Origin of the sequence: Massilia sp. BKSP1R2A-1 (assembly GCF_050586525.1) — a bacterium.
In the GTDB taxonomy this organism is placed as follows: Bacteria; Pseudomonadota; Gammaproteobacteria; order Burkholderiales; family Burkholderiaceae_D; genus Telluria.
Map to the genome: position 1 here is coordinate 589,309 of NZ_JBOBRE010000001.1, position 17,643 is coordinate 606,951.

General features: G+C 63.7%; 16 protein-coding genes. 15 read left to right on the forward strand and 1 reads right to left on the reverse strand.

Annotated elements, in window-relative coordinates; all coding sequences use genetic code 11:
- Window positions 1–106: 106 nt before the first annotated feature.
- The 13 genes from pstS to ACQ7JA_RS02725 all read left to right on the forward strand — a co-directional run bounded on the left by pstS (window position 107) and on the right by ACQ7JA_RS02725 (window position 14,127).
- Window positions 107–1,138, forward strand: coding sequence for a phosphate ABC transporter substrate-binding protein PstS (gene pstS / locus ACQ7JA_RS02665; protein WP_430894353.1), 1,032 nt, complete (start codon window positions 107–109; stop codon window positions 1,136–1,138).
- A gap of 72 nt (window positions 1,139–1,210) precedes the next feature.
- Entirely contained in the window at window positions 1,211–2,236 is a 1,026-nt protein-coding gene (pstC, locus tag ACQ7JA_RS02670; protein WP_430894354.1) for a phosphate ABC transporter permease subunit PstC, read from the forward strand.
- On the forward strand, window positions 2,236–3,093 hold the full coding sequence (pstA, locus tag ACQ7JA_RS02675; RefSeq protein ID WP_430894355.1) for a phosphate ABC transporter permease PstA: 858 nt from the start codon (window positions 2,236–2,238) through the stop codon (window positions 3,091–3,093). The genes pstC and pstA overlap by 1 nt, the downstream gene beginning before the upstream one ends.
- Before the next feature lie 45 nt (window positions 3,094–3,138).
- Window positions 3,139–3,921: a phosphate ABC transporter ATP-binding protein PstB gene (gene pstB, locus ACQ7JA_RS02680; RefSeq protein WP_430894356.1), complete on the forward strand. Its 783-nt coding sequence runs from the start codon at window positions 3,139–3,141 to the stop codon at window positions 3,919–3,921.
- 34 nt (window positions 3,922–3,955) lie between these two features.
- The gene (gene phoU, locus ACQ7JA_RS02685; protein ID WP_430894357.1) at window positions 3,956–4,654 is read left to right on the forward strand and encodes a phosphate signaling complex protein PhoU; all 699 of its coding nucleotides are present in this window, start codon (window positions 3,956–3,958) and stop codon (window positions 4,652–4,654) included.
- A gap of 2 nt (window positions 4,655–4,656) precedes the next feature.
- On the forward strand, window positions 4,657–5,343 hold the full coding sequence (locus ACQ7JA_RS02690) for a response regulator (RefSeq protein WP_430894358.1): 687 nt from the start codon (window positions 4,657–4,659) through the stop codon (window positions 5,341–5,343).
- Between the two features lie 19 nt (window positions 5,344–5,362).
- Complete coding sequence (phoR, locus tag ACQ7JA_RS02695; protein WP_430894359.1) at window positions 5,363–6,655, forward strand: phosphate regulon sensor histidine kinase PhoR; 1,293 nt, start codon at window positions 5,363–5,365, stop codon at window positions 6,653–6,655.
- 356 nt (window positions 6,656–7,011) lie between these two features.
- The gene (locus ACQ7JA_RS02700; protein WP_430894360.1) at window positions 7,012–7,929 is read left to right on the forward strand and encodes a patatin-like phospholipase family protein; all 918 of its coding nucleotides are present in this window, start codon (window positions 7,012–7,014) and stop codon (window positions 7,927–7,929) included.
- Window positions 7,930–7,940: 11 nt separating this feature from the next.
- Window positions 7,941–8,351: a GlcG/HbpS family heme-binding protein gene (locus tag ACQ7JA_RS02705; protein WP_430894361.1), complete on the forward strand. Its 411-nt coding sequence runs from the start codon at window positions 7,941–7,943 to the stop codon at window positions 8,349–8,351.
- A gap of 330 nt (window positions 8,352–8,681) precedes the next feature.
- Window positions 8,682–9,845 carry a glutamine-hydrolyzing carbamoyl-phosphate synthase small subunit gene (gene carA, locus ACQ7JA_RS02710; RefSeq protein WP_430894362.1) on the forward strand — a complete coding sequence of 388 codons (1,164 nt, stop codon included), beginning with the start codon at window positions 8,682–8,684 and terminating at the stop codon, window positions 9,843–9,845.
- A gap of 1 nt (window position 9,846) precedes the next feature.
- Window positions 9,847–13,077 carry a carbamoyl-phosphate synthase large subunit gene (gene carB, locus ACQ7JA_RS02715; protein WP_430894363.1) on the forward strand — a complete coding sequence of 1,077 codons (3,231 nt, stop codon included), beginning with the start codon at window positions 9,847–9,849 and terminating at the stop codon, window positions 13,075–13,077.
- Between the two features lie 100 nt (window positions 13,078–13,177).
- Window positions 13,178–13,657, forward strand: coding sequence for a transcription elongation factor GreA (gene greA, locus ACQ7JA_RS02720; protein WP_430894364.1), 480 nt, complete (start codon window positions 13,178–13,180; stop codon window positions 13,655–13,657).
- A complete protein-coding gene (locus ACQ7JA_RS02725; RefSeq protein WP_430894365.1) occupies window positions 13,657–14,127 on the forward strand; it encodes a DUF4149 domain-containing protein in 471 nt (156 codons plus the stop codon). The genes greA and ACQ7JA_RS02725 overlap by 1 nt, the downstream gene beginning before the upstream one ends.
- 187 nt (window positions 14,128–14,314) lie before the next feature.
- On the opposite strand, the gene yhbY is transcribed toward ACQ7JA_RS02725, so the two are convergent.
- Window positions 14,315–14,785 carry a ribosome assembly RNA-binding protein YhbY gene (gene yhbY / locus ACQ7JA_RS02730; RefSeq protein ID WP_258827947.1) on the reverse strand — a complete coding sequence of 157 codons (471 nt, stop codon included), beginning with the start codon at window positions 14,783–14,785 and terminating at the stop codon, window positions 14,315–14,317.
- A 43-nt stretch (window positions 14,786–14,828) separates the two neighbouring features.
- Between yhbY and ACQ7JA_RS02735 the strand changes: the two genes are divergently transcribed.
- Window positions 14,829–15,476, forward strand: coding sequence for an RlmE family RNA methyltransferase (locus tag ACQ7JA_RS02735; RefSeq protein WP_430894366.1), 648 nt, complete (start codon window positions 14,829–14,831; stop codon window positions 15,474–15,476).
- 228 nt (window positions 15,477–15,704) lie between these two features.
- Window positions 15,705–17,588 (forward strand): ATP-dependent zinc metalloprotease FtsH, encoded by a 1,884-nt coding sequence (ftsH, locus tag ACQ7JA_RS02740; protein ID WP_430894367.1) that lies wholly within the window; start codon window positions 15,705–15,707, stop codon window positions 17,586–17,588.
- The last annotated feature ends 55 nt before the right edge of the window (window positions 17,589–17,643 follow it).

A 17,643-nucleotide genomic window follows, 5' to 3' on the forward strand; every position in this document is an offset into this window, starting at 1 on the left:
GCGCTTCGCCGAATTATTACATCTGTCATGAACTTGTCATATTCGGCCAGTAGACTTCGCAGCGTCAATGAACCGGGACCCGTCCCAGCCTCCGAAAGGATCCACCATGCGCATGAAGCACCTGTTCGCCACCATCGCCATCGCCACCATCGCCGTCGGCGCCCAGGCCGCCGACATCACCGGCGCCGGCGCAACCTTCCCCTACCCGATCTATGCCAAGTGGGCGGAAATGTACAAGAAGAGCTCGGGCAACGGCCTCAATTACCAATCGGTGGGTTCCGGCGCCGGCATCAAGCAGATCAAGGCCAAGACCGTCGACTTCGGCGCCTCGGACATGCCGCTGCCGGCGGCCGAGCTGGACGCCTCGGGCCTGTTCCAGTTCCCGGCCATCATGGGCGGCGTGGTGCCGGTCGTGAACGTGCCCGGCCTCGCCGCGGGCCAGCTGAAGCTGACCGGCGCCGTGCTGGCCGACATCTACCTGGGCAAGATCACCAAGTGGAACGCGCCGCAGATCGCCGCCCTGAACCCGGGCGTCAAGCTGCCGGCGGACGACATCACCGTGGTGCGCCGCGCCGACAGCTCGGGCACCTCCTTCCTGTGGACCGACTACCTGTCGCAGATGAGCCCCGAGTTCAAGAGCAGGATCGGCGCCGGCACCACCGTCAAGTGGGCGGTCGGCGTGGGCGGCAAGGGCAACGAGGGCGTGGCCGCCAACGTGCAGCGCATCAAGGGCTCGATCGGCTACGTCGAGTGGGCCTACGCCAAGCGCAACAAGATGCAGCACACCCAGCTGCAGAACAAGGACGGCGCCTTCCTGCAGCCGGACGACGAGGCCTTCAAGGCGGCCGCCGCCGGCGCCAACTGGACCGGCACCCCGGGCTACGCCGTGGTGCTGACCAACCAGCCGGGCAAGGCCAGTTGGCCGATCACCGGCGTGTCCTACATCCTGGTGCACAAGAGCCAGGCCGATGCCAACCGCGGCAAGGAAGTGCTGAAGTTCTTCGACTGGGCCTACAAGAACGGCGATGCCGCCGCGGTCGAGCTGGACTACGTGCCGATGCCGGACAGCGTGACCAAGCTGGTGCAGGACGCCTGGCGCGCCAATCTGAAGGACGCTTCGGGCAAGGCGGTCTGGTAATTCAACTTGAACAGGGCTGCCGGGTGACCCGTCGCGGCCCTTCCGTTTGCCTAGAAGATTGACAAAAAAGCCATGAGCGTACAACCCTCCGCCGCGCTGGACGACCTGACCGGCCAGGCAGCGTCCGAATCCGAAGCCCGCCAGGCCGCAGCCCTGCGCAATACCATGCGCAAGCAGCGCATCCAGGACTTCTTCTTCCACAAGCTCACGCTGCTGTTCGCGGCCTCGGTGCTGCTGGTGCTGGTCGGGATCATCGTGTCCCTCGCGCTCGGCGCGGCGCCGGCCCTGAAGGAATTCGGCGCCGCCTTCATCACCCGCGTCGAGTGGGACCCGGTGGGCGACCAGTTCGGCGCCATGATCGCGATCTGGGGCACGCTCGCCACCTCGATCATCGCGCTCGCCGTGGCCTTCCCGATCAGCTTCGGCATCGCCCTGTTCCTCACCGAGATCTGCCCCAACTGGCTGCGCCGCCCCCTGGGCACCGCGGTCGAGCTGCTCGCGGGCGTGCCCTCGATCATCTACGGCATGTGGGGCTTCTTCGTGTTCGCGCCGCTGTTCGCGGACCACGTGCAGCCGCTGCTGAAGGCTACCCTCGGCCAGCTGCCGGTGATCGGCCAGCTGTTCCAGGGCCCCATGATGGGCATCGGCATCCTGACCGCCGGCCTGATCCTGGCGATCATGATCATCCCGTTCATCGCCTCGGTGATGCGCGACGTGTTCGAGATCGTCCCGACCGTCCTCAAGGAATCCGCCTATGGCCTGGGCTGCACCAAGTGGGAAGTGGTGCGCAAGGTGGTGCTGCCCTACACCCGCAACGGCGTGGTCGGCGGCGTGATGCTGGGCCTGGGTCGCGCCCTGGGCGAGACCATGGCCGTCACCTTCGTCATCGGTAACGCCCACGACCTGTCCTGGTCGCTGTTCTCGGCCGGTAATTCGATCTCCTCGACCCTGGCCAACGAGTTCAACGAAGCCACGTCGGCGATGCACCTGTCCTCGCTGTATGCACTGGGCCTGATCCTGTTCGCCATCACCTTCATCGTGCTGTCGGCCGCCAAGCTGATGCTGTTCAAGATGTCCCGCAACGAAGGAACCAAATAATGCACGGCACCGTGAAAAACCCCGTCTACCGCAAGCGCCTGCTGGCGCACCGCGTCGGCATCTTCCTCTCGGTCTGCGCCATGGGCATCGGCCTGGCGGTCCTGCTGTGGATCCTGGCGACCCTGGTCAAGGAGGGCTTCGGCGGCCTGTCGACGGCGCTGTTCACCATGGACACGCCGGCCCCGGGCAGCCCGGGCGGCCTGCGCAACGCCATCGTCGGCAGCCTGATGATGGTCGGCCTGTCGACCCTGGTCAGCACCCCGGTCGGCATCCTGGCCGGCATCTACCTGGCCGAGTACGGCGAGAACAACCGCTTCGCCCAAGTGACGCGCTTCGTGACCGACATCATGCTCTCGGCTCCTTCGATCGTGATCGGCGTCTTCGTCTACGCCCTGTACGTGTCCAAGGTCGGCAACTTCGCCGGCTATGCGGGCTCGATCGCGCTGTCCCTGATCTCGATCCCGGTCGTGGTGCGCACCACCGACAATATGCTGCGCCTGGTGCCGAACAGCCTGCTGGAAGCGGCCTACGCCCTCGGCGCGCCGCACTGGAAGGTGGCGATGACGGTGCGCCTGCGGGCAGTCAAGGCCGGCGTGATCACCGGCGTGCTGCTGGCCGTGGCCCGCGTCTCCGGCGAAACCGCACCGCTGCTGTTCACCGCCCTGAACAACCAGTTCTTCAGCACCGACATGAGCCAGCCGATGGCCAACCTGCCGGTAGTGATCTACACCTATGCGATGAGCCCCTACGACGACTGGCGTTCGCTGGCCTGGGGCGGCGCGCTGCTGGTGACCTTCACCGTGCTGGCCCTGAACATCCTGTCGCGCACCCTGTTCACCCAGAAGACGCCGCGCTGATCGATAACGAACTTACCTGGAATGACCAACGTGATGAACCAAGCCATGACCAAACCGGCCGCCACCGCTGCCAAAGCCAAGACGATCGAGATCGAAGGCCTGAACTTCTTCTACGGGAAGACCCAGAGCCTGAAGAACGTCTCGCTCGACATCCACGACAAGCAGGTGACGGCCTTCATCGGCCCGTCCGGCTGCGGCAAGTCGACCCTGCTGCGCACCCTGAACCGCATGTATGACCTGTATCCGGGCCAGCGCGCCGAGGGCTCGATCCAGTACCGCGGCCGTAACATCCTGGAGCCGGGCGTGGACGTGAACATGCTGCGTGCGAAGGTCGGCATGGTGTTCCAGAAGCCGACCCCGTTCCCGATGTCCATCTACGACAACATCGCCTTCGGCGTGCGCCTCTACGAGAACCTCTCGAAAGGCGAGATGGACGAGCGCGTGGAGTGGGCGCTCAAGAAGGCGGCCCTGTGGGAAGAAGCCAAGGACAAGCTGAATAAAAGCGGCCTGTCGCTGTCGGGCGGCCAGCAGCAGCGCCTGTGCATCGCGCGCGGCGTGGCGGTCAAGCCCGACGTCCTGCTGCTCGACGAGCCGACTTCGGCGCTCGACCCGATCTCGACGGCCAAGATCGAAGAGCTGATCAGCGAGCTGAAACAGGACTACACGATCACCATCGTGACCCACAATATGCAGCAGGCTGCCCGCTGTTCCGATTACACTGCCTACATGTATCTTGGCGAGCTCGTCGAATTCGGCGAAACCGACCAGATCTTCATGAACCCGGCCCGCAAGGAAACGCAAGACTACATCACCGGCCGCTTCGGCTGATCTGCAAGATACACTCAAGAACACGGAGAACAGTATGACAGGCGAGCATTCATCCAAACAGTACGACCAGGAGCTGGAAGCGATCCGTTCGAAAGTCCTGCTCATGGGCGGCATGGTGGAAACCGCATTCGACGAGGCGCTGGAGTGCTTCCGCGTGGGCGACGCCGAGCGCGCCGAGCGCGTGATCCATGACGACCAGGCCGTCAACCAGCTGGAAGTGCAGCTCGACGACGCCTGCAGCCACCTGATCGTGCGCCGCCAGCCGACCGCCAACGACCTGCGCACCGTGATGGCGACCATCAAGGTCATCACCGACCTGGAACGCATCGGCGACGAAGCCTCGAAGATCGCCCGCACCGCCAGGAGCCTGCACGAGCGCGGCGGCGTGTCCTTCGCCCACTACGACATGGTGCGCACCATCGCCAAGGGCACAGTCGACCTGCTGCACAATGCCCTGGACGCTTTTGCCCGCCTGGACGGCAAGCAGGCGCTGGAGCTGATCGCGGCCGACGAGGTCATCGACCACGAATTCCGCACCATCCTGCGCAACCTGATCACCTTCATGATGGAAGACCCGCGCACGATCTCCTCGGCGCTGGACACCCTGTGGGTGGCCAAGGCCATCGAACGCATCGGCGACCATGCGAAGAACATCGCCGAGTACGTGATCTACGTGGTCGAGGGCCGCGACATCCGCCACAGCAAACCTGTGGTCAGCGAGCCGGCAGCCTGACGATGGTCGACAGCACACGCGTTTTGGTCGTCGAAGACGAACCCGCCATCGTCGAACTGGTGAAGTACTCGCTGCGCGAGGCCGGCTGGGACATCCGCACCGCCGACACCGTCGGCGGCGCCTGGGACAGCATCACCCACGGCAAGCCCGACCTGGTGCTGCTGGACTGGATGCTGCCCGACCAGAGCGGCCTGCGCCTGCTCTCGCGCCTGCGCGGCGACCGCGATTTCCAGGACATCCCGGTCATCATGCTGACCGCGAAGAGCATGGAAGAGGACAAGATCGCAGGCCTGAACACGGGCGCCGACGACTACGTCACCAAGCCCTTCTCGCCGCGCGAGCTGCTGGCCCGTTCGCGTGCGCTGCTGCGCCGGAAAAGCCCGCACCTGGCCGAGGCGCCGCTGCGCGCAGGCAGCGTGGTGCTGGACCCGAACAGCTGCACCGTCAGCGTTGAGAACGCGCAGATCGAGATCGGCAATGCCGAATACAAGCTGCTCAAGTTCCTGATGGCGCACCGCGAGCGCGTGTTCTCGCGCGCCCAGCTGCTCGACAAGGTGTGGGGCGACCACGCCGTGATCGAGGAGCGCACGGTCGACGTGCACGTACTGCGCCTGCGCAAGGCCTTGAAGAGCGCCGATGGCCTGATCCGCACCGTGCGCAGCGTCGGCTACATGCTGTCCGAGAAGTGATGCGCCCGCGATGAGGTCGATGAGTTCGAAGGTCCTGTTCTGGGTGCCGGCCGTGATGCGCCTGGCGCTGCTGTTCTTGGCGGCCGGCGTGGTGTGGTGGATGGGCGGTCTGCATGCAGCCCTGCTGTTCGCGCTCGCCGCCGTGGTGGTGGCCCTGTTCGTCCAGCTGCGCTACCTGCACGAGCTGGGCGAATGGCTGGTCGACCCGCACTCGAGCCGCCTGCCGGACGGCTGGGGCGCCTGGACCGACGTGTTCGCGCGGCTTTACAGGCTGCGGCGCGAGGACGAGCGCCACCAGGCCGAGATGGCCGAATGGCTGGCGCGCTTCCGCGAGGCGATGCAGCTGCTGCCGGAAGGCGTGGCCATCATGGACGACGTGCTGTTCCTGGAGTGGTGCAACGAGGCGGCCGAGCGCCATCTCGGGCTCACCATGGCGCGCGACAAGGGCCTGCGCGTGACCAACCTGGTGCGTCATCCGGAATTCATCGACTACGTGATCCTGGGGCGCTACGAGCAGCCGCTGACCCTGTCCTTCCGCGGCAGGAAGCTCGAGTGCCGCATCATTCCTTTTGAAAACCGGCGCCAGATCCTGGTGACGCACGACGCCACCGATACCGAGCGCATCGAGGCCATGCGCCGCGACTTCATCGCCAACGCCTCGCACGAGCTGCGCACGCCCCTGACCGTGATCGTCGGCTTCCTCGAGATCGCGATGTCGGACCCCGGCCTGGACGTGGCCACCCGCACCGCCCACCTGGAGCTGATGACGGAGCAGGCGCACCGCATGCAGCGCCTGATCGGCGACATGCTGACCCTGTCGCGCCTGGAGTCGGACGAGTTCCCGCTCAAGCGCGAACGGGTCGACATGCGGGCGATGGTCGACTCGGTGGCCGCAGAGGCGCGTGCGCTGTCGGGCGGGCGCCATGAGATCGCGGTCGACGTCGACGGCCCCGACGTGATGGGTAGCCTGGAAGAGCTGCGCAGCGCCTTCGCCAACCTGGCGTCGAATGCGGTGCGCTATTCGCCGGGCGGCGGCACGATCCGCCTGAAGTGGACACGTGGTGCGAACGATCTGCAGTTCTCGGTGACGGATTGCGGGATCGGGATCGAGCCGATTCATATCTCCAGGCTCACCGAGCGCTTCTACCGGGTCGACAAGAGCCGTTCGCGCGAGACCCAGGGCACGGGCCTGGGGCTGGCGATCGTCAAGCACGTGCTGATCCGCCACGGCGGGCGCTTGAGCATCAGTTCGGTGCCGGGGCAGGGGAGTACGTTCACGGCGTCGTTGCCGAATACCTCGCTGCCGGGCTGAACCCATCCATAATTGGGGTCAGAGTCAAATTGTTGGGAAAGATTGTTAAATTTCCGAATAACTGAACTCTGACCCTCATTGCTGTTCGGTATCATTGCTGCTCGACAATTAGGGTCAGAGTCGAATTACAGGCAATTTTTCGATATTGCTCGGTAATTCGACTCTGACCCTGTTTAATCCCGCAAGATTTGTAACTAACCAACGTGTGATAAAACGGCTCAGAAATTCGCCGCCAGGGCCGGTGGGGGGAGCGGATACGAATCGGCTGGCGGCAGAACGTCGGCAAGGCCCGCCGTCCTGAGCGATGCGGTAGAGAGTCGAGGTACAATCGTGCCTCGTTCTAATTTCCTCCGTATATGTTCTCTCGCCGTAGCTCCCTGATCGCCTGCGCCGCGCTGCTCCTGACTGCCTGCGGCAGCACCCCGACTCCACCCCCGGCCACCCCGGTCGCCCAGCAGGTCACTCCACCCGCGCCGCCACGCAAGGTCCGCATCGGTCTGGCGCTGGGCGGCGGCGCGGCACGCGGCTTCGCCCATATCGGCGTCATCAAGGCCCTCGAGGCCCAGGGCATCGTGCCCGAGATCGTGGTCGGCACCAGCGCCGGCTCGGTGGTCGGCTCCCTGTACGCCTCGGGAATGAGTGGTTTCACCCTGCAAAAGACCGCCATGGGCATGGACGAGGCGACGATCTCGGACTGGGCGCTGCCGCTGTTCGGCAAGTCGACCGGGGTGTTGAAAGGGGAGGCGCTGCAGAATTACGTGAACAAAGCCGTGAACAACGTGCCGATGGAGCGCCTGAAGATCCGCTTCGGGGCGGTGGCCACCGACCTCAAGACCGGCAAGCCGATCCTCTTTAACAAGGGCAATACCGGCATGGCCGTGCGCGCCTCCTCGGCAGTGCCGAGCGTGTTCCAGCCGGTCAAGATTGGCGCGAATACCTATGTCGATGGCGGCCTGGTGGCGCCGGTGCCGGTGAAGTTCACCAAGGACATGGGTGCAGACTTCATCATTGCGGTGAATATTTCCAGCGCGACCGAAGGCGCGGCCACGGCCAGCTCCCTCGACGTGCTGATGCAAACCTTCAGCATCATGGGCCAGCGCCTGAATCACTTCGAGCTGAAGGAAGCCGACATCGTCATCACCCCGGCCCTGGGCAATATGGGCAGCGCCGACTTCACCAGCCGTAACCTGGCGATCCTCGCCGGCGAGCAGGCCGCCGCGCAGCTCATGCCCCAGATCAAGGCCAAGCTCAAGGCCAAGCAGCAATCCCAATAACAGGACTGACTATGCAATCGAAACCTTTCCTCACCCTCGAAGACATCAAGAAGATCGCCGCCGGCGCGGAAGCCGAAGCGCTGCGCAACAACTGGGCGGTGTCCTTCGCCATCGTCGACGACGGCGGCCACCTGCTGTGGTTCCAGCGCCTGGACAGCGCCGCGCCGACCTCGTCCTATATTGCGCCGGCCAAGGCCAAGACCGCCGCGCTCGGCCGCCGTGAGTCGAAGGTATACGAGGACGTGATCAACAATGGACGCGTGTCCTTCCTGTCCGCACCGGAAATCGAGGGCATGCTGGAAGGCGGCGTGCCGGTCATCGTCGACGGTCATGTGATCGGCGCCGTTGGCGTGTCGGGCGTGAAGTCGAACGAGGATGCGCAGGTCGCCAAGGCCGGCATCGCCGCCCTGACTCAAGGCTGAGCGTGTAACCAGCCTGTCACCGAAGGCGCCTGCGGGCGCCTTTTTGTTTTGGCGCTGTCACCGTTGGAATCAAGGAAAAGTGGGGAAGGGCACACGTTTTCGGTGTGAAAAGGCAGAAATTGCGCCGATTTTTTAAAATTGCTGCATTGCCGAATAGGGCCAATCCGCGCTATAATTTGGAAGTTTAACCATTCACACATCAGCCGTAGCGCCTACCCACCATCCCTCATTCAACTAGATGTCCATCTCCCGGCAGGCAGCATACGGCCCGGGCATTTTGGATGTCGGTCTGACGTGGCGCAGCTACGGTAACTTTATTGGGAGTTACCCTTGCCGCCATTTTTTTCTGGCCCAGCCGTCCCAGCCATCCTGGCCCTCGCAGACGGAACGATTTTCAAAGGATATTCCATTGGCGCCGCCGGTCACACGACCGGTGAAGTGGTGTTCAACACCGCGATTACCGGCTACCAGGAAATCCTCACCGACCCCAGCTACTCGCGTCAGATCGTCACCCTGACGTACCCGCACATCGGCAACTACGGCGTCAACCCGGCCGACGTCGAGGCTTCCCGCGTCCACGCCGCCGGCCTGATCATCCGTGACCTGCCGCTGCTGGCATCGAATTTCCGTTCCACGCAATCGCTGTCGGACTACCTGAAGCAGGAAAACGTGGTGGCCATCGCCGGCATCGACACCCGCAAGCTCACCCGCATCCTGCGCGAGAAGGGCGCCCAGGCCGGCGCCATCCTCACCGGCGTGCAGGGCAAGGAGCCTCAAGAAGCGCAGGCGCTGGAGCTGGCCCGTTCCTTCCCGGGCCTGGCAGGCATGGACCTGGCCAAGGTCGTGTCGGTGAAGGAGCCCTATGTGTTCACCGAGACCGAGTGGAAGCTCGGCCAGGGCTTCGGCAAGCAGGAGAATCCCCAGTACCACGTGGTCGCCTTCGACTACGGCGTGAAGCGCAACATCCTGCGCATGCTGGCCGAGCGCGGCTGCAAGGTCACCGTGCTGCCGGCGGAAGCCACGGCGGCTGATGCTCTGGCGCTGAATCCGGACGGCATTTTCCTGGCCAACGGCCCGGGCGACCCGGAACCCTGTAACTACGCCATCAAGGCCAGCCGCGAGCTGATCGAGAAGGGCATCCCGACCTTCGGCATCTGCCTGGGTCACCAGATCATGGCGCTGGCGTCTGGCGCCAAGACCATGAAGATGAAGTTCGGCCACCACGGCGCCAACCACCCGGTGCAGGACCTCGATTCGAAGAAGGTGCTCATCACCTCGCAGAACCACGGTTTCGCGGTCGATCCCGACACGCTGCCGGCCAACTGCCGCGTTACCCACGTCTCGCTGTTCGACGGCTCGCTGCAGGGCTTCGAGCGCACCGACAAACCGGCCTTCTGCTTCCAGGGCCACCCGGAAGCCTCGCCCGGCCCGACCGACGTCGCCTACCTGTTTGACCGCTTCATCAACCTGATGCAAGCCGCGGAGAAGAATTAATATGCCAAAACGTAGTGATATCAAAAGCATCCTGATCATCGGCGCCGGTCCGATCGTCATCGGCCAGGCGGTCGAATTCGATTACTCGGGCGCCCAGGCCTGCAAGGCCCTGCGTGAAGAAGGCTACAAGGTCATCCTGGTCAACTCGAACCCGGCGACCATCATGACCGACCCGGAAACCGCGGACGTCACCTACATCGAGCCGATCACCTGGAAGGTCGTCGAGCGCATCATCGACAAGGAGCGTCCCGACGCGATCCTGCCGACCATGGGCGGCCAGACCGCGCTGAACTGCGCGCTCGACCTGCACCGCAACGGCGTGCTCGATAAATACAAGGTCGAGCTGATCGGCGCGACCCCGGAAGCGATCGACAAGGCCGAGGACCGCGCCAAGTTCAAGGACGCGATGACCAAGATCGGCCTCGGTTCGGCACGCTCGGGCGTGGCGCACTCGATGGAAGAGTCGTGGGCGGTGCAGCGCGAGCTGGGCTTCCCGACCATCATCCGTCCGTCCTTCACCATGGGCGGCAGCGGCGGCGGCATCGCCTACAACGAGGAAGAGTTCGAACAGATCTGCAAGCGCGGCCTCGAGGCTTCACCGACCAACGAGCTATTGATTGAAGAGTCCCTCCTCGGCTGGAAAGAGTACGAGATGGAAGTCGTCCGCGACAAGAAGGACAACTGCATCATCATCTGCTCGATCGAAAACCTGGACCCGATGGGTGTGCACACCGGCGACTCGATCACCGTGGCGCCGGCGCAGACCCTGACGGACAAGGAATATCAGATCATGCGCAACGCGTCGATCAACGTGCTGCGCGAAATCGGCGTCGATACCGGCGGCTCCAACGTGCAGTTCGCGATCAACCCGAAGGACGGCCGCATGATCGTCATCGAGATGAACCCGCGCGTCTCGCGTTCCTCGGCGCTGGCCTCGAAGGCCACCGGCTTCCCGATCGCCAAGGTGGCGGCCAAACTGGCTGTTGGTTTTACTCTTGATGAGCTGCGCAACGAGATCACCGGCGGCGCCACCCCGGCGTCGTTCGAGCCGTCGATCGACTACGTCGTCACCAAGATCCCGCGCTTCACCTTCGAGAAATTCCCGACGGCGGACAAGCACCTGACCACCCAGATGAAATCGGTGGGTGAAGTCATGGCCATGGGCCGCACCTTCCAGGAATCCTTCCAGAAGGCCCTGCGCGGCCTGGAAGTCGGCGTCGACGGCCTGAACGAGAAGACCCGCGACCGCGAGAAGATCGAGGAAGAGCTGGGCGAGCCGGGTCCGGACCGCATCTGGTACGTCGGTGACGCATTCGCCCAGGGATTCACCCTGGAAGAGGTGCACAACCTCACCAAGATCGATCCGTGGTTCCTCATCCAGATCAAGGAAATCGTCGACATCGAGCTGTGGCTCGATCACCAGAAGCTCGACAGCCTGGACAAGCCGACCCTGTACAAGCTCAAGCAGAAGGGCTTCTCGGACCGCCGCCTGGCCTTCCTGATGCAGACCACGCCGCAAGCCGTGCGCGAGCGCCGCCACGCCATGGGCATCCGCCCGGTGTACAAGCGCGTCGACACCTGCGCGGCCGAGTTCTCGACCAACACGGCCTATATGTACTCGACCTACGACGAGGAGTGCGAGTCCAACCCGACCGACAAGAAGAAGATCATGGTGCTGGGCGGTGGCCCGAACCGTATCGGCCAGGGCATCGAGTTCGACTACTGCTGCGTCCACGCGGCCCTCGCCATGCGCGAAGACGGCTACGAGACCATCATGGTCAACTGCAACCCGGAGACCGTCTCTACCGACTACGACACGTCGGACCGCCTCTACTTCGAATCGCTGACCCTGGAAGACGTGCTGGAAATCGTCGACCTGGAAAAGCCCGAAGGCGTGATCGTCCAGTACGGCGGCCAGACCCCGCTGAAGCTGGCGCTGGACCTCGAAGCCAACGGCGTGCCCATCATCGGCACCTCGCCGGACATGATCGACGCGGCCGAAGACCGCGAGCGCTTCCAGCAGCTGCTGCAGAAGCTCGGCCTGCGCCAGCCGCCGAACCGCACCGCGCGCACCGAAGCCGACGCCCTGGCGCTGGCCGACGAAATCGGCTACCCGCTGGTGGTGCGTCCGTCCTACGTGCTGGGCGGCCGCGCGATGGAGATCGTCCACGAGCAGCGCGACCTCGAGCGCTACATGCGCGAAGCGGTCAAGGTCTCGAACGATTCGCCGGTGCTGCTGGACCGCTTCCTGAACGACGCCATCGAAGTCGACGTCGACTGCATCTCGGACGGCGAAGCCACCTTCATCGGCGGCGTGATGGAACACATCGAACAGGCCGGCGTGCACTCGGGCGACTCGGCCTGCTCGCTGCCGCCGTACTCGCTGTCGGAAGAGACCATCGCTGAACTCAAGCACCAGACGTCCCTGATGGCCAAGGCCCTGAACGTGGTCGGCCTGATGAACGTGCAGTTCGCGATCCAGCAGTCGGAAGTCGACGGCAAGACGGTCGATACGGTCTTCGTGCTGGAAGTGAACCCGCGCGCCTCGCGTACCGTGCCTTTCGTGTCGAAGGCGACGGGGCTGCAGCTCGCAAAGATCGCCGCACGCTGCATGGTCGGCCAGACCCTGGCCAGCCAGGGCGTCACGAAAGAAGTGACCCCGCCGTTCTACAGCGTCAAGGAAGTCGTGTTCCCCTTCGTGAAGTTCCCGGGCGTCGACACCATCCTCGGACCGGAAATGAAGTCGACCGGCGAAGTCATGGGCGTGGGCGAGACCTTCGGCGAAGCCTTCGTCAAGTCGCAGCTGGCCGCGGGCATCAACCTGCCGGCCAAGGGCACCGTGTTCCTGTCGGTGAAGGGCACGGACAAGCCGCGCGCCGTCAACGTGGCGCGCGAGCTGGTGTCGCTGGGCTTCTCGCTGGTGGCCACCAAGGGCACCGCCGCCGTCATCGAAGCGGCCGGCCTGCCGGTGCGCCAGGTGAACAAGGTGCTGGAAGGCCGTCCGCACGTGGTCGACATGATCAAGAACCGCGAAATCGTCATGGTGATCAACACCGTGGAAGAGAAGCGTTCGGCGATCACCGACTCGCGCACCATCCGTACCTCGGCCCTGCAGTCGCGCGTGGTCACCTACACCACCATCGCCGGCGCGGAAGCCGCGATCGAGGGCATGCGCCACCTGGACGAACTGCGTGTCTACGATTTACAAGGTCTGCATAAAACCTTAAACTAAGCATCACGTAGTACAAAAGGACCACAGAGCTCGCGCGGCCAGCGCCGCGCGCCTCTGTGGTTTTCACTTGTACGTCCAATCACGAACAGCATAGAGCGACATGAACACTACCGTACCACTGACCAAATACGGCGCCGAACTCCTGAAGGAAGAGCTGCACCAGCTCAAGACCAAGGAGCGCCGTATCGTCATCGATGCGATCGCCGAAGCGCGTTCGCACGGCGACCTGTCCGAAAATGCCGAGTACGATGCGGCGAAAGAGCGCCAGGCCTTCGTCGAAGGCCGCATCGCGGAACTCGAAGGCAAGCTGAGCGCCGCCCAGATCATCGACCCGGCCACGCTGGACGCGGAAGGCCGCGTCGTGTTCGCCTCGACCGTCGACCTGGAAGACCTGGAAAACGGCCAGAAGGTCAGCTACCAGATCGTCGGCATCGACGAGGCCGACATCAAGCTGAACAAGGTCTCGGTCACTTCGCCGATCGCCCGCGCCCTGATCGGCAAATACGCCGGCGACGTGGTCGAAGTGCAGGCCCCGTCGGGCCCGCGCGAATACGAAATCCTCGAAGTCCGCTACGTCTGATGGACCAGGCGCTCCCGCGTTCCGCTTCCCGCATCGCGAGCGCGCGCTTGCTGGTGGCGGTGCTGTGGGCGGGTAGCCTGTGGGCGCTCGGCTACATCGCGGCGCCGGCGGTGTTCGCGGCGGTGCCGAGCCTGGTCGCGGGCGACGTCGTTGCGCAGCTCCTGACGCGCCTGGGCTGGGTGTCGATCGCGTGTGCGGCCTTGATGCTGGTGCTGGTGCGCGTCTCGCCGGACCTGGATGCCGGACGAAAGCGCTTCCTGAACCTGCTGGTGCTGGCCATGCTGGCCTGCGCGCTGGTGATGTGGGCGGGGCTGCAGCCGGCCATGGCGCAGATGCGCGAGCTGGCCGGGCCGAACGGAGTGAGGGCGTCGCCGTACTGGACGCAGTTCGCGATCATGCATGGCGTCTCGCAGCTCTTCCACGTGATCGAAAGCGTGCTGGCGGCCGTCCTGGTCCTGAAAAGCCGCTGATCTTGTAGGGTGGGCGGTGCTCCGCCCACGCGTTCAAACTGTGTGCGAGCTGACGGAACCCGACTGGCTTCGTTACCGCCGGTTGAGCGCGTGGGCAGGGGACTGCCCACCCTACGACCCTCAGCTTGGAAGGCTGATGCCCAATGGCTCAGCCGGACGAAAAAAAACCGGGTCACCCCGGTTTCTATCACTTATTCAGTGCATTCTTCTTGGTCGAAGCCTGGCGCGGCTTGGCGCGCTTGATGTTGCCGCCCGCAGTCACGCGTTCGTTCCCTTTCAGCATGACCTTGGTGACGCTCGGCTTCTTGGTGCCGCTGGCGCTGGCCTTGACGATGGTGACTTCGCGCATGCCCTTGCCGGCCTTGCTGCTGCGTTCCTTGACGGCTTCCTTTTTCGGGCGGTAGAGCACCAGCAGCTTGCCGATGTGCTGGACCGGAGCGGCGTCGAGTTCGGCGCAGATCTGTTCGTACATGGCGATGCGGGCTTCGCGGTCGTCGCCGAACACACGGACCTTGATCAGGCCATGGGCGTCGAGGCTGGAAGCGATTTCCTTCATGACCGATTCGGTCAGTCCCGATTCGCCGATCATGACGACCGGGTTGAGTCCGTGGGCTTCGGCACGCAGTGCGCTGCGCTCGGCCGGAGTGAGTTTAAGCATAATAATTTTTTGGATGTACCTTTAAAAGCAGTATTCTACGCGAATGGCCAAGAACAAATTAAACAAAAACTGGTTGCACGACCATATTAACGACCCTTACGTCAAACTGGCCCAGAAAGAAGGCTTCCGCGCACGCGCGGCCTACAAGCTCAAGGAAATCGACGAAAGCGAAAAGCTCATCAAGCCGGGCCAGGTCATTGTCGACCTCGGCTGCACCCCGGGCAGCTGGGCCCAGTACACCCGCCGCAAGCTGGCCGGCGCGGACGGCGGCGGCATCCGCGGCACCATCATCGGGCTCGACATGCTGCCGATGGAGCCGATTGCCGACGTCCAGTATATCCAGGGCGATTTCCGCGAAGAAGAGGTGCTTGGCCAGCTCGACCAGCTGCTGCAGGGCCGCAAGGCCGACCTGGTGCTGTCCGACATGGCGCCCAACCTGTCCGGCATCCCGACCGCCGACGCGGCGCGGATGGAACACCTGATCGACTTGGCAATTGAGTTTTCGCAAAACCACATGAAGCCAGGTGGGGCATTGCTAGTGAAGTGTTTCAAGGACATGGGCTTCACCCAAATCCTGGAAAAATTCCGCGATGAATTCAAAACCGTCAAACAGGTCAAACCCAAGGCGAGCCGCGACAAATCGTCGGAAATTTTCCTGCTCGGACGCGGTCTGAAGAATCCTGTGGCCTGAATTTGTTGCTTTTTCGGTGTTTCGGCCTTGTCCGCCCTTGATATTCGGCGTTGCAACCGCACATCAGCCGCGTGAGGGTGGCAGCACAAACGCTTGCGTTGCCCGTCCAGCGTGTAAAAATGGCTTTTCAGCACTATCGCCGTACGTTGCGTGGCAGCGTCGGCTTATTGCGGTTAAAATCGTCATACTGAAATCGGTAGAGATGCAATCCGCATCGGAGGAGTTTTCGTGAATAATATGTTTTCCAAATCCGCCATCTGGGTGGTCGTTGCGCTGCTGTTGTTCATGCTGTTCAAGCAGTTCGACAACCACAGCGTCGCCGGCGGCAGCAAGACCATCGCTTATTCCGAGCTGCTCGATGAGGTGAAGGCGCGCAAGATCAAGGAAGTCCTGATCGAAGGCCAGAATATCACCGCGGTGCGCAGCGACGACACCAAGGTGCGCGCCACCGCGACCATCCTCGACCGTGGCCTGATTGGCGACCTGCGCGACAACGGCGTCAAGTTCGACGTGCGTCCGCCGGAAGAACCCGGCTTCCTGCAGCAGGTCTTCATTTCCTGGTTCCCGATGCTCCTCCTGATCGGAGTGTGGGTGTTCTTCATGCGCCAGATGCAGGGCGGCGGCAAGGGCGGCGCTTTCTCCTTCGGCAAGTCGAAGGCGCGCATGCTCGATGAAACCAACAATACCGTCACCTTTGCCGACGTCGCCGGTTGCGACGAGGCAAAAGAGGAAGTCTCGGAGATCGTCGACTTCCTGAAAGACCCGACCAAGTTCCAGAAACTGGGCGGCCGCATCCCGCGCGGCGTGCTGATGGTGGGCCCGCCGGGTACGGGTAAAACCCTGCTGGCGCGCGCCATCGCCGGCGAAGCCAAGGTGCCGTTCTTCTCGATCTCGGGTTCCGACTTCGTCGAGATGTTCGTCGGTGTCGGCGCCAGCCGTGTCCGCGACATGTTCGAGAACGCCAAGAAGCACTCGCCCTGCATCATCTTCATCGACGAGATCGACGCCGTCGGCCGCCACCGCGGCGCCGGCATGGGCGGCGGCAACGACGAACGCGAACAGACGCTGAACCAGCTGCTGGTCGAAATGGACGGCTTCGAAGCCTCCTCGGGCGTCATCGTCATCGCCGCGACCAACCGCGCCGACGTGCTGGACAAGGCGCTGCTGCGTCCGGGCCGTTTCGACCGCCAGGTGATGGTGGGCCTGCCGGACATCCGCGGCCGCGAACAGATCCTGAACGTGCATATGCGCAAGGTGCCGATCGGTACCGACGTCAAGGCCGACATCCTGGCGCGCGGCACCCCGGGCTTCTCGGGCGCCGATCTCGCCAACCTGGTCAACGAAGCAGCGTTGTTCGCCGCGCGCCGCAGCAAGCGCCTGGTCGAGATGATCGACTTCGAAGACGCCAAGGACAAGATCTACATGGGTCCGGAGCGCAAGTCCATGGTCATGCGCGAGGAAGAACGCCGCAACACGGCCTACCACGAGTCGGGTCACGCGGTGGTCGCCAAGCTGCTGCCGAAGGCCGACCCGGTGCACAAGGTCACGATCATGCCGCGCGGCTATGCCCTCGGCCTGACCTGGCAGCTGCCCGAGCACGACAACCTGTCGGGCTACAAGGATAAGATGCTGGAAGAGATCTCGATCCTGTTCGGCGGCCGCATCGCCGAGGAAATCTTCGTCGGCCAGATGTCGACCGGCGCCTCGAACGACTTCGCCCGCGCCACCAAGCTGGCCCGTTCGATGGTGACCCGCTTCGGCATGTCCGAGAGCATGGGCGTGATGGTCTACGAAGACAGCGAGAACGAAGGCTTCTTCGGCGGCGCCACCAAGACCATCTCGGAAGCGACGCAGCAGAAGGTCGATGCCGAGATCCGCAATATCCTCGACACGCAGTACGCCCTGGCGCGCCGCCTGCTGGAAGAGAACCGCGACAAGGTCGAAATGATGACCAAGGCGCTGCTCGACTGGGAAACCATCGACGCCGAGCAGATCAACGACATCATGGCCGGCCGCGAGCCGCGCCAGCCGAAGACCGGCCTGCTGACCAAGCGCAACCCGCCGGGCGACAGCGGCGGCGGCGTGGCTCCGAACGCAACGGCGCCGGCCTGATCGCCTGATCGAGTAAAGCAAAAGGCATCCACCTGGATGCCTTTTGTTCGTTAAC

Bases quoted from the DNA above. Each gene is read 5' to 3' on its own strand.
- pstS (WP_430894353.1), top strand. From the start codon at position 107: ATGCGCATGAAGCACCTGTTCGCCACCATCGCCATCGCCACCATCGCC.
- pstC (WP_430894354.1), top strand. From the start codon at position 1,211: ATGAGCGTACAACCCTCCGCCGCGCTGGACGACCTGACCGGCCAGGCA.
- pstA (WP_430894355.1), top strand. From the start codon at position 2,236: ATGCACGGCACCGTGAAAAACCCCGTCTACCGCAAGCGCCTGCTGGCG.
- pstB (WP_430894356.1), top strand. From the start codon at position 3,139: ATGACCAAACCGGCCGCCACCGCTGCCAAAGCCAAGACGATCGAGATC.
- phoU (WP_430894357.1), top strand. From the start codon at position 3,956: ATGACAGGCGAGCATTCATCCAAACAGTACGACCAGGAGCTGGAAGCG.
- ACQ7JA_RS02690 (WP_430894358.1), top strand. From the start codon at position 4,657: ATGGTCGACAGCACACGCGTTTTGGTCGTCGAAGACGAACCCGCCATC.
- phoR (WP_430894359.1), top strand. From the start codon at position 5,363: ATGAGTTCGAAGGTCCTGTTCTGGGTGCCGGCCGTGATGCGCCTGGCG.
- ACQ7JA_RS02700 (WP_430894360.1), top strand. From the start codon at position 7,012: ATGTTCTCTCGCCGTAGCTCCCTGATCGCCTGCGCCGCGCTGCTCCTG.
- ACQ7JA_RS02705 (WP_430894361.1), top strand. From the start codon at position 7,941: ATGCAATCGAAACCTTTCCTCACCCTCGAAGACATCAAGAAGATCGCC.
- carB (WP_430894363.1), top strand. From the start codon at position 9,847: ATGCCAAAACGTAGTGATATCAAAAGCATCCTGATCATCGGCGCCGGT.
- greA (WP_430894364.1), top strand. From the start codon at position 13,178: ATGAACACTACCGTACCACTGACCAAATACGGCGCCGAACTCCTGAAG.
- ACQ7JA_RS02725 (WP_430894365.1), top strand. From the start codon at position 13,657: ATGGACCAGGCGCTCCCGCGTTCCGCTTCCCGCATCGCGAGCGCGCGC.
- yhbY (WP_258827947.1), bottom strand. From the start codon at position 14,785: ATGCTTAAACTCACTCCGGCCGAGCGCAGCGCACTGCGTGCCGAAGCC.
- ACQ7JA_RS02735 (WP_430894366.1), top strand. From the start codon at position 14,829: ATGGCCAAGAACAAATTAAACAAAAACTGGTTGCACGACCATATTAAC.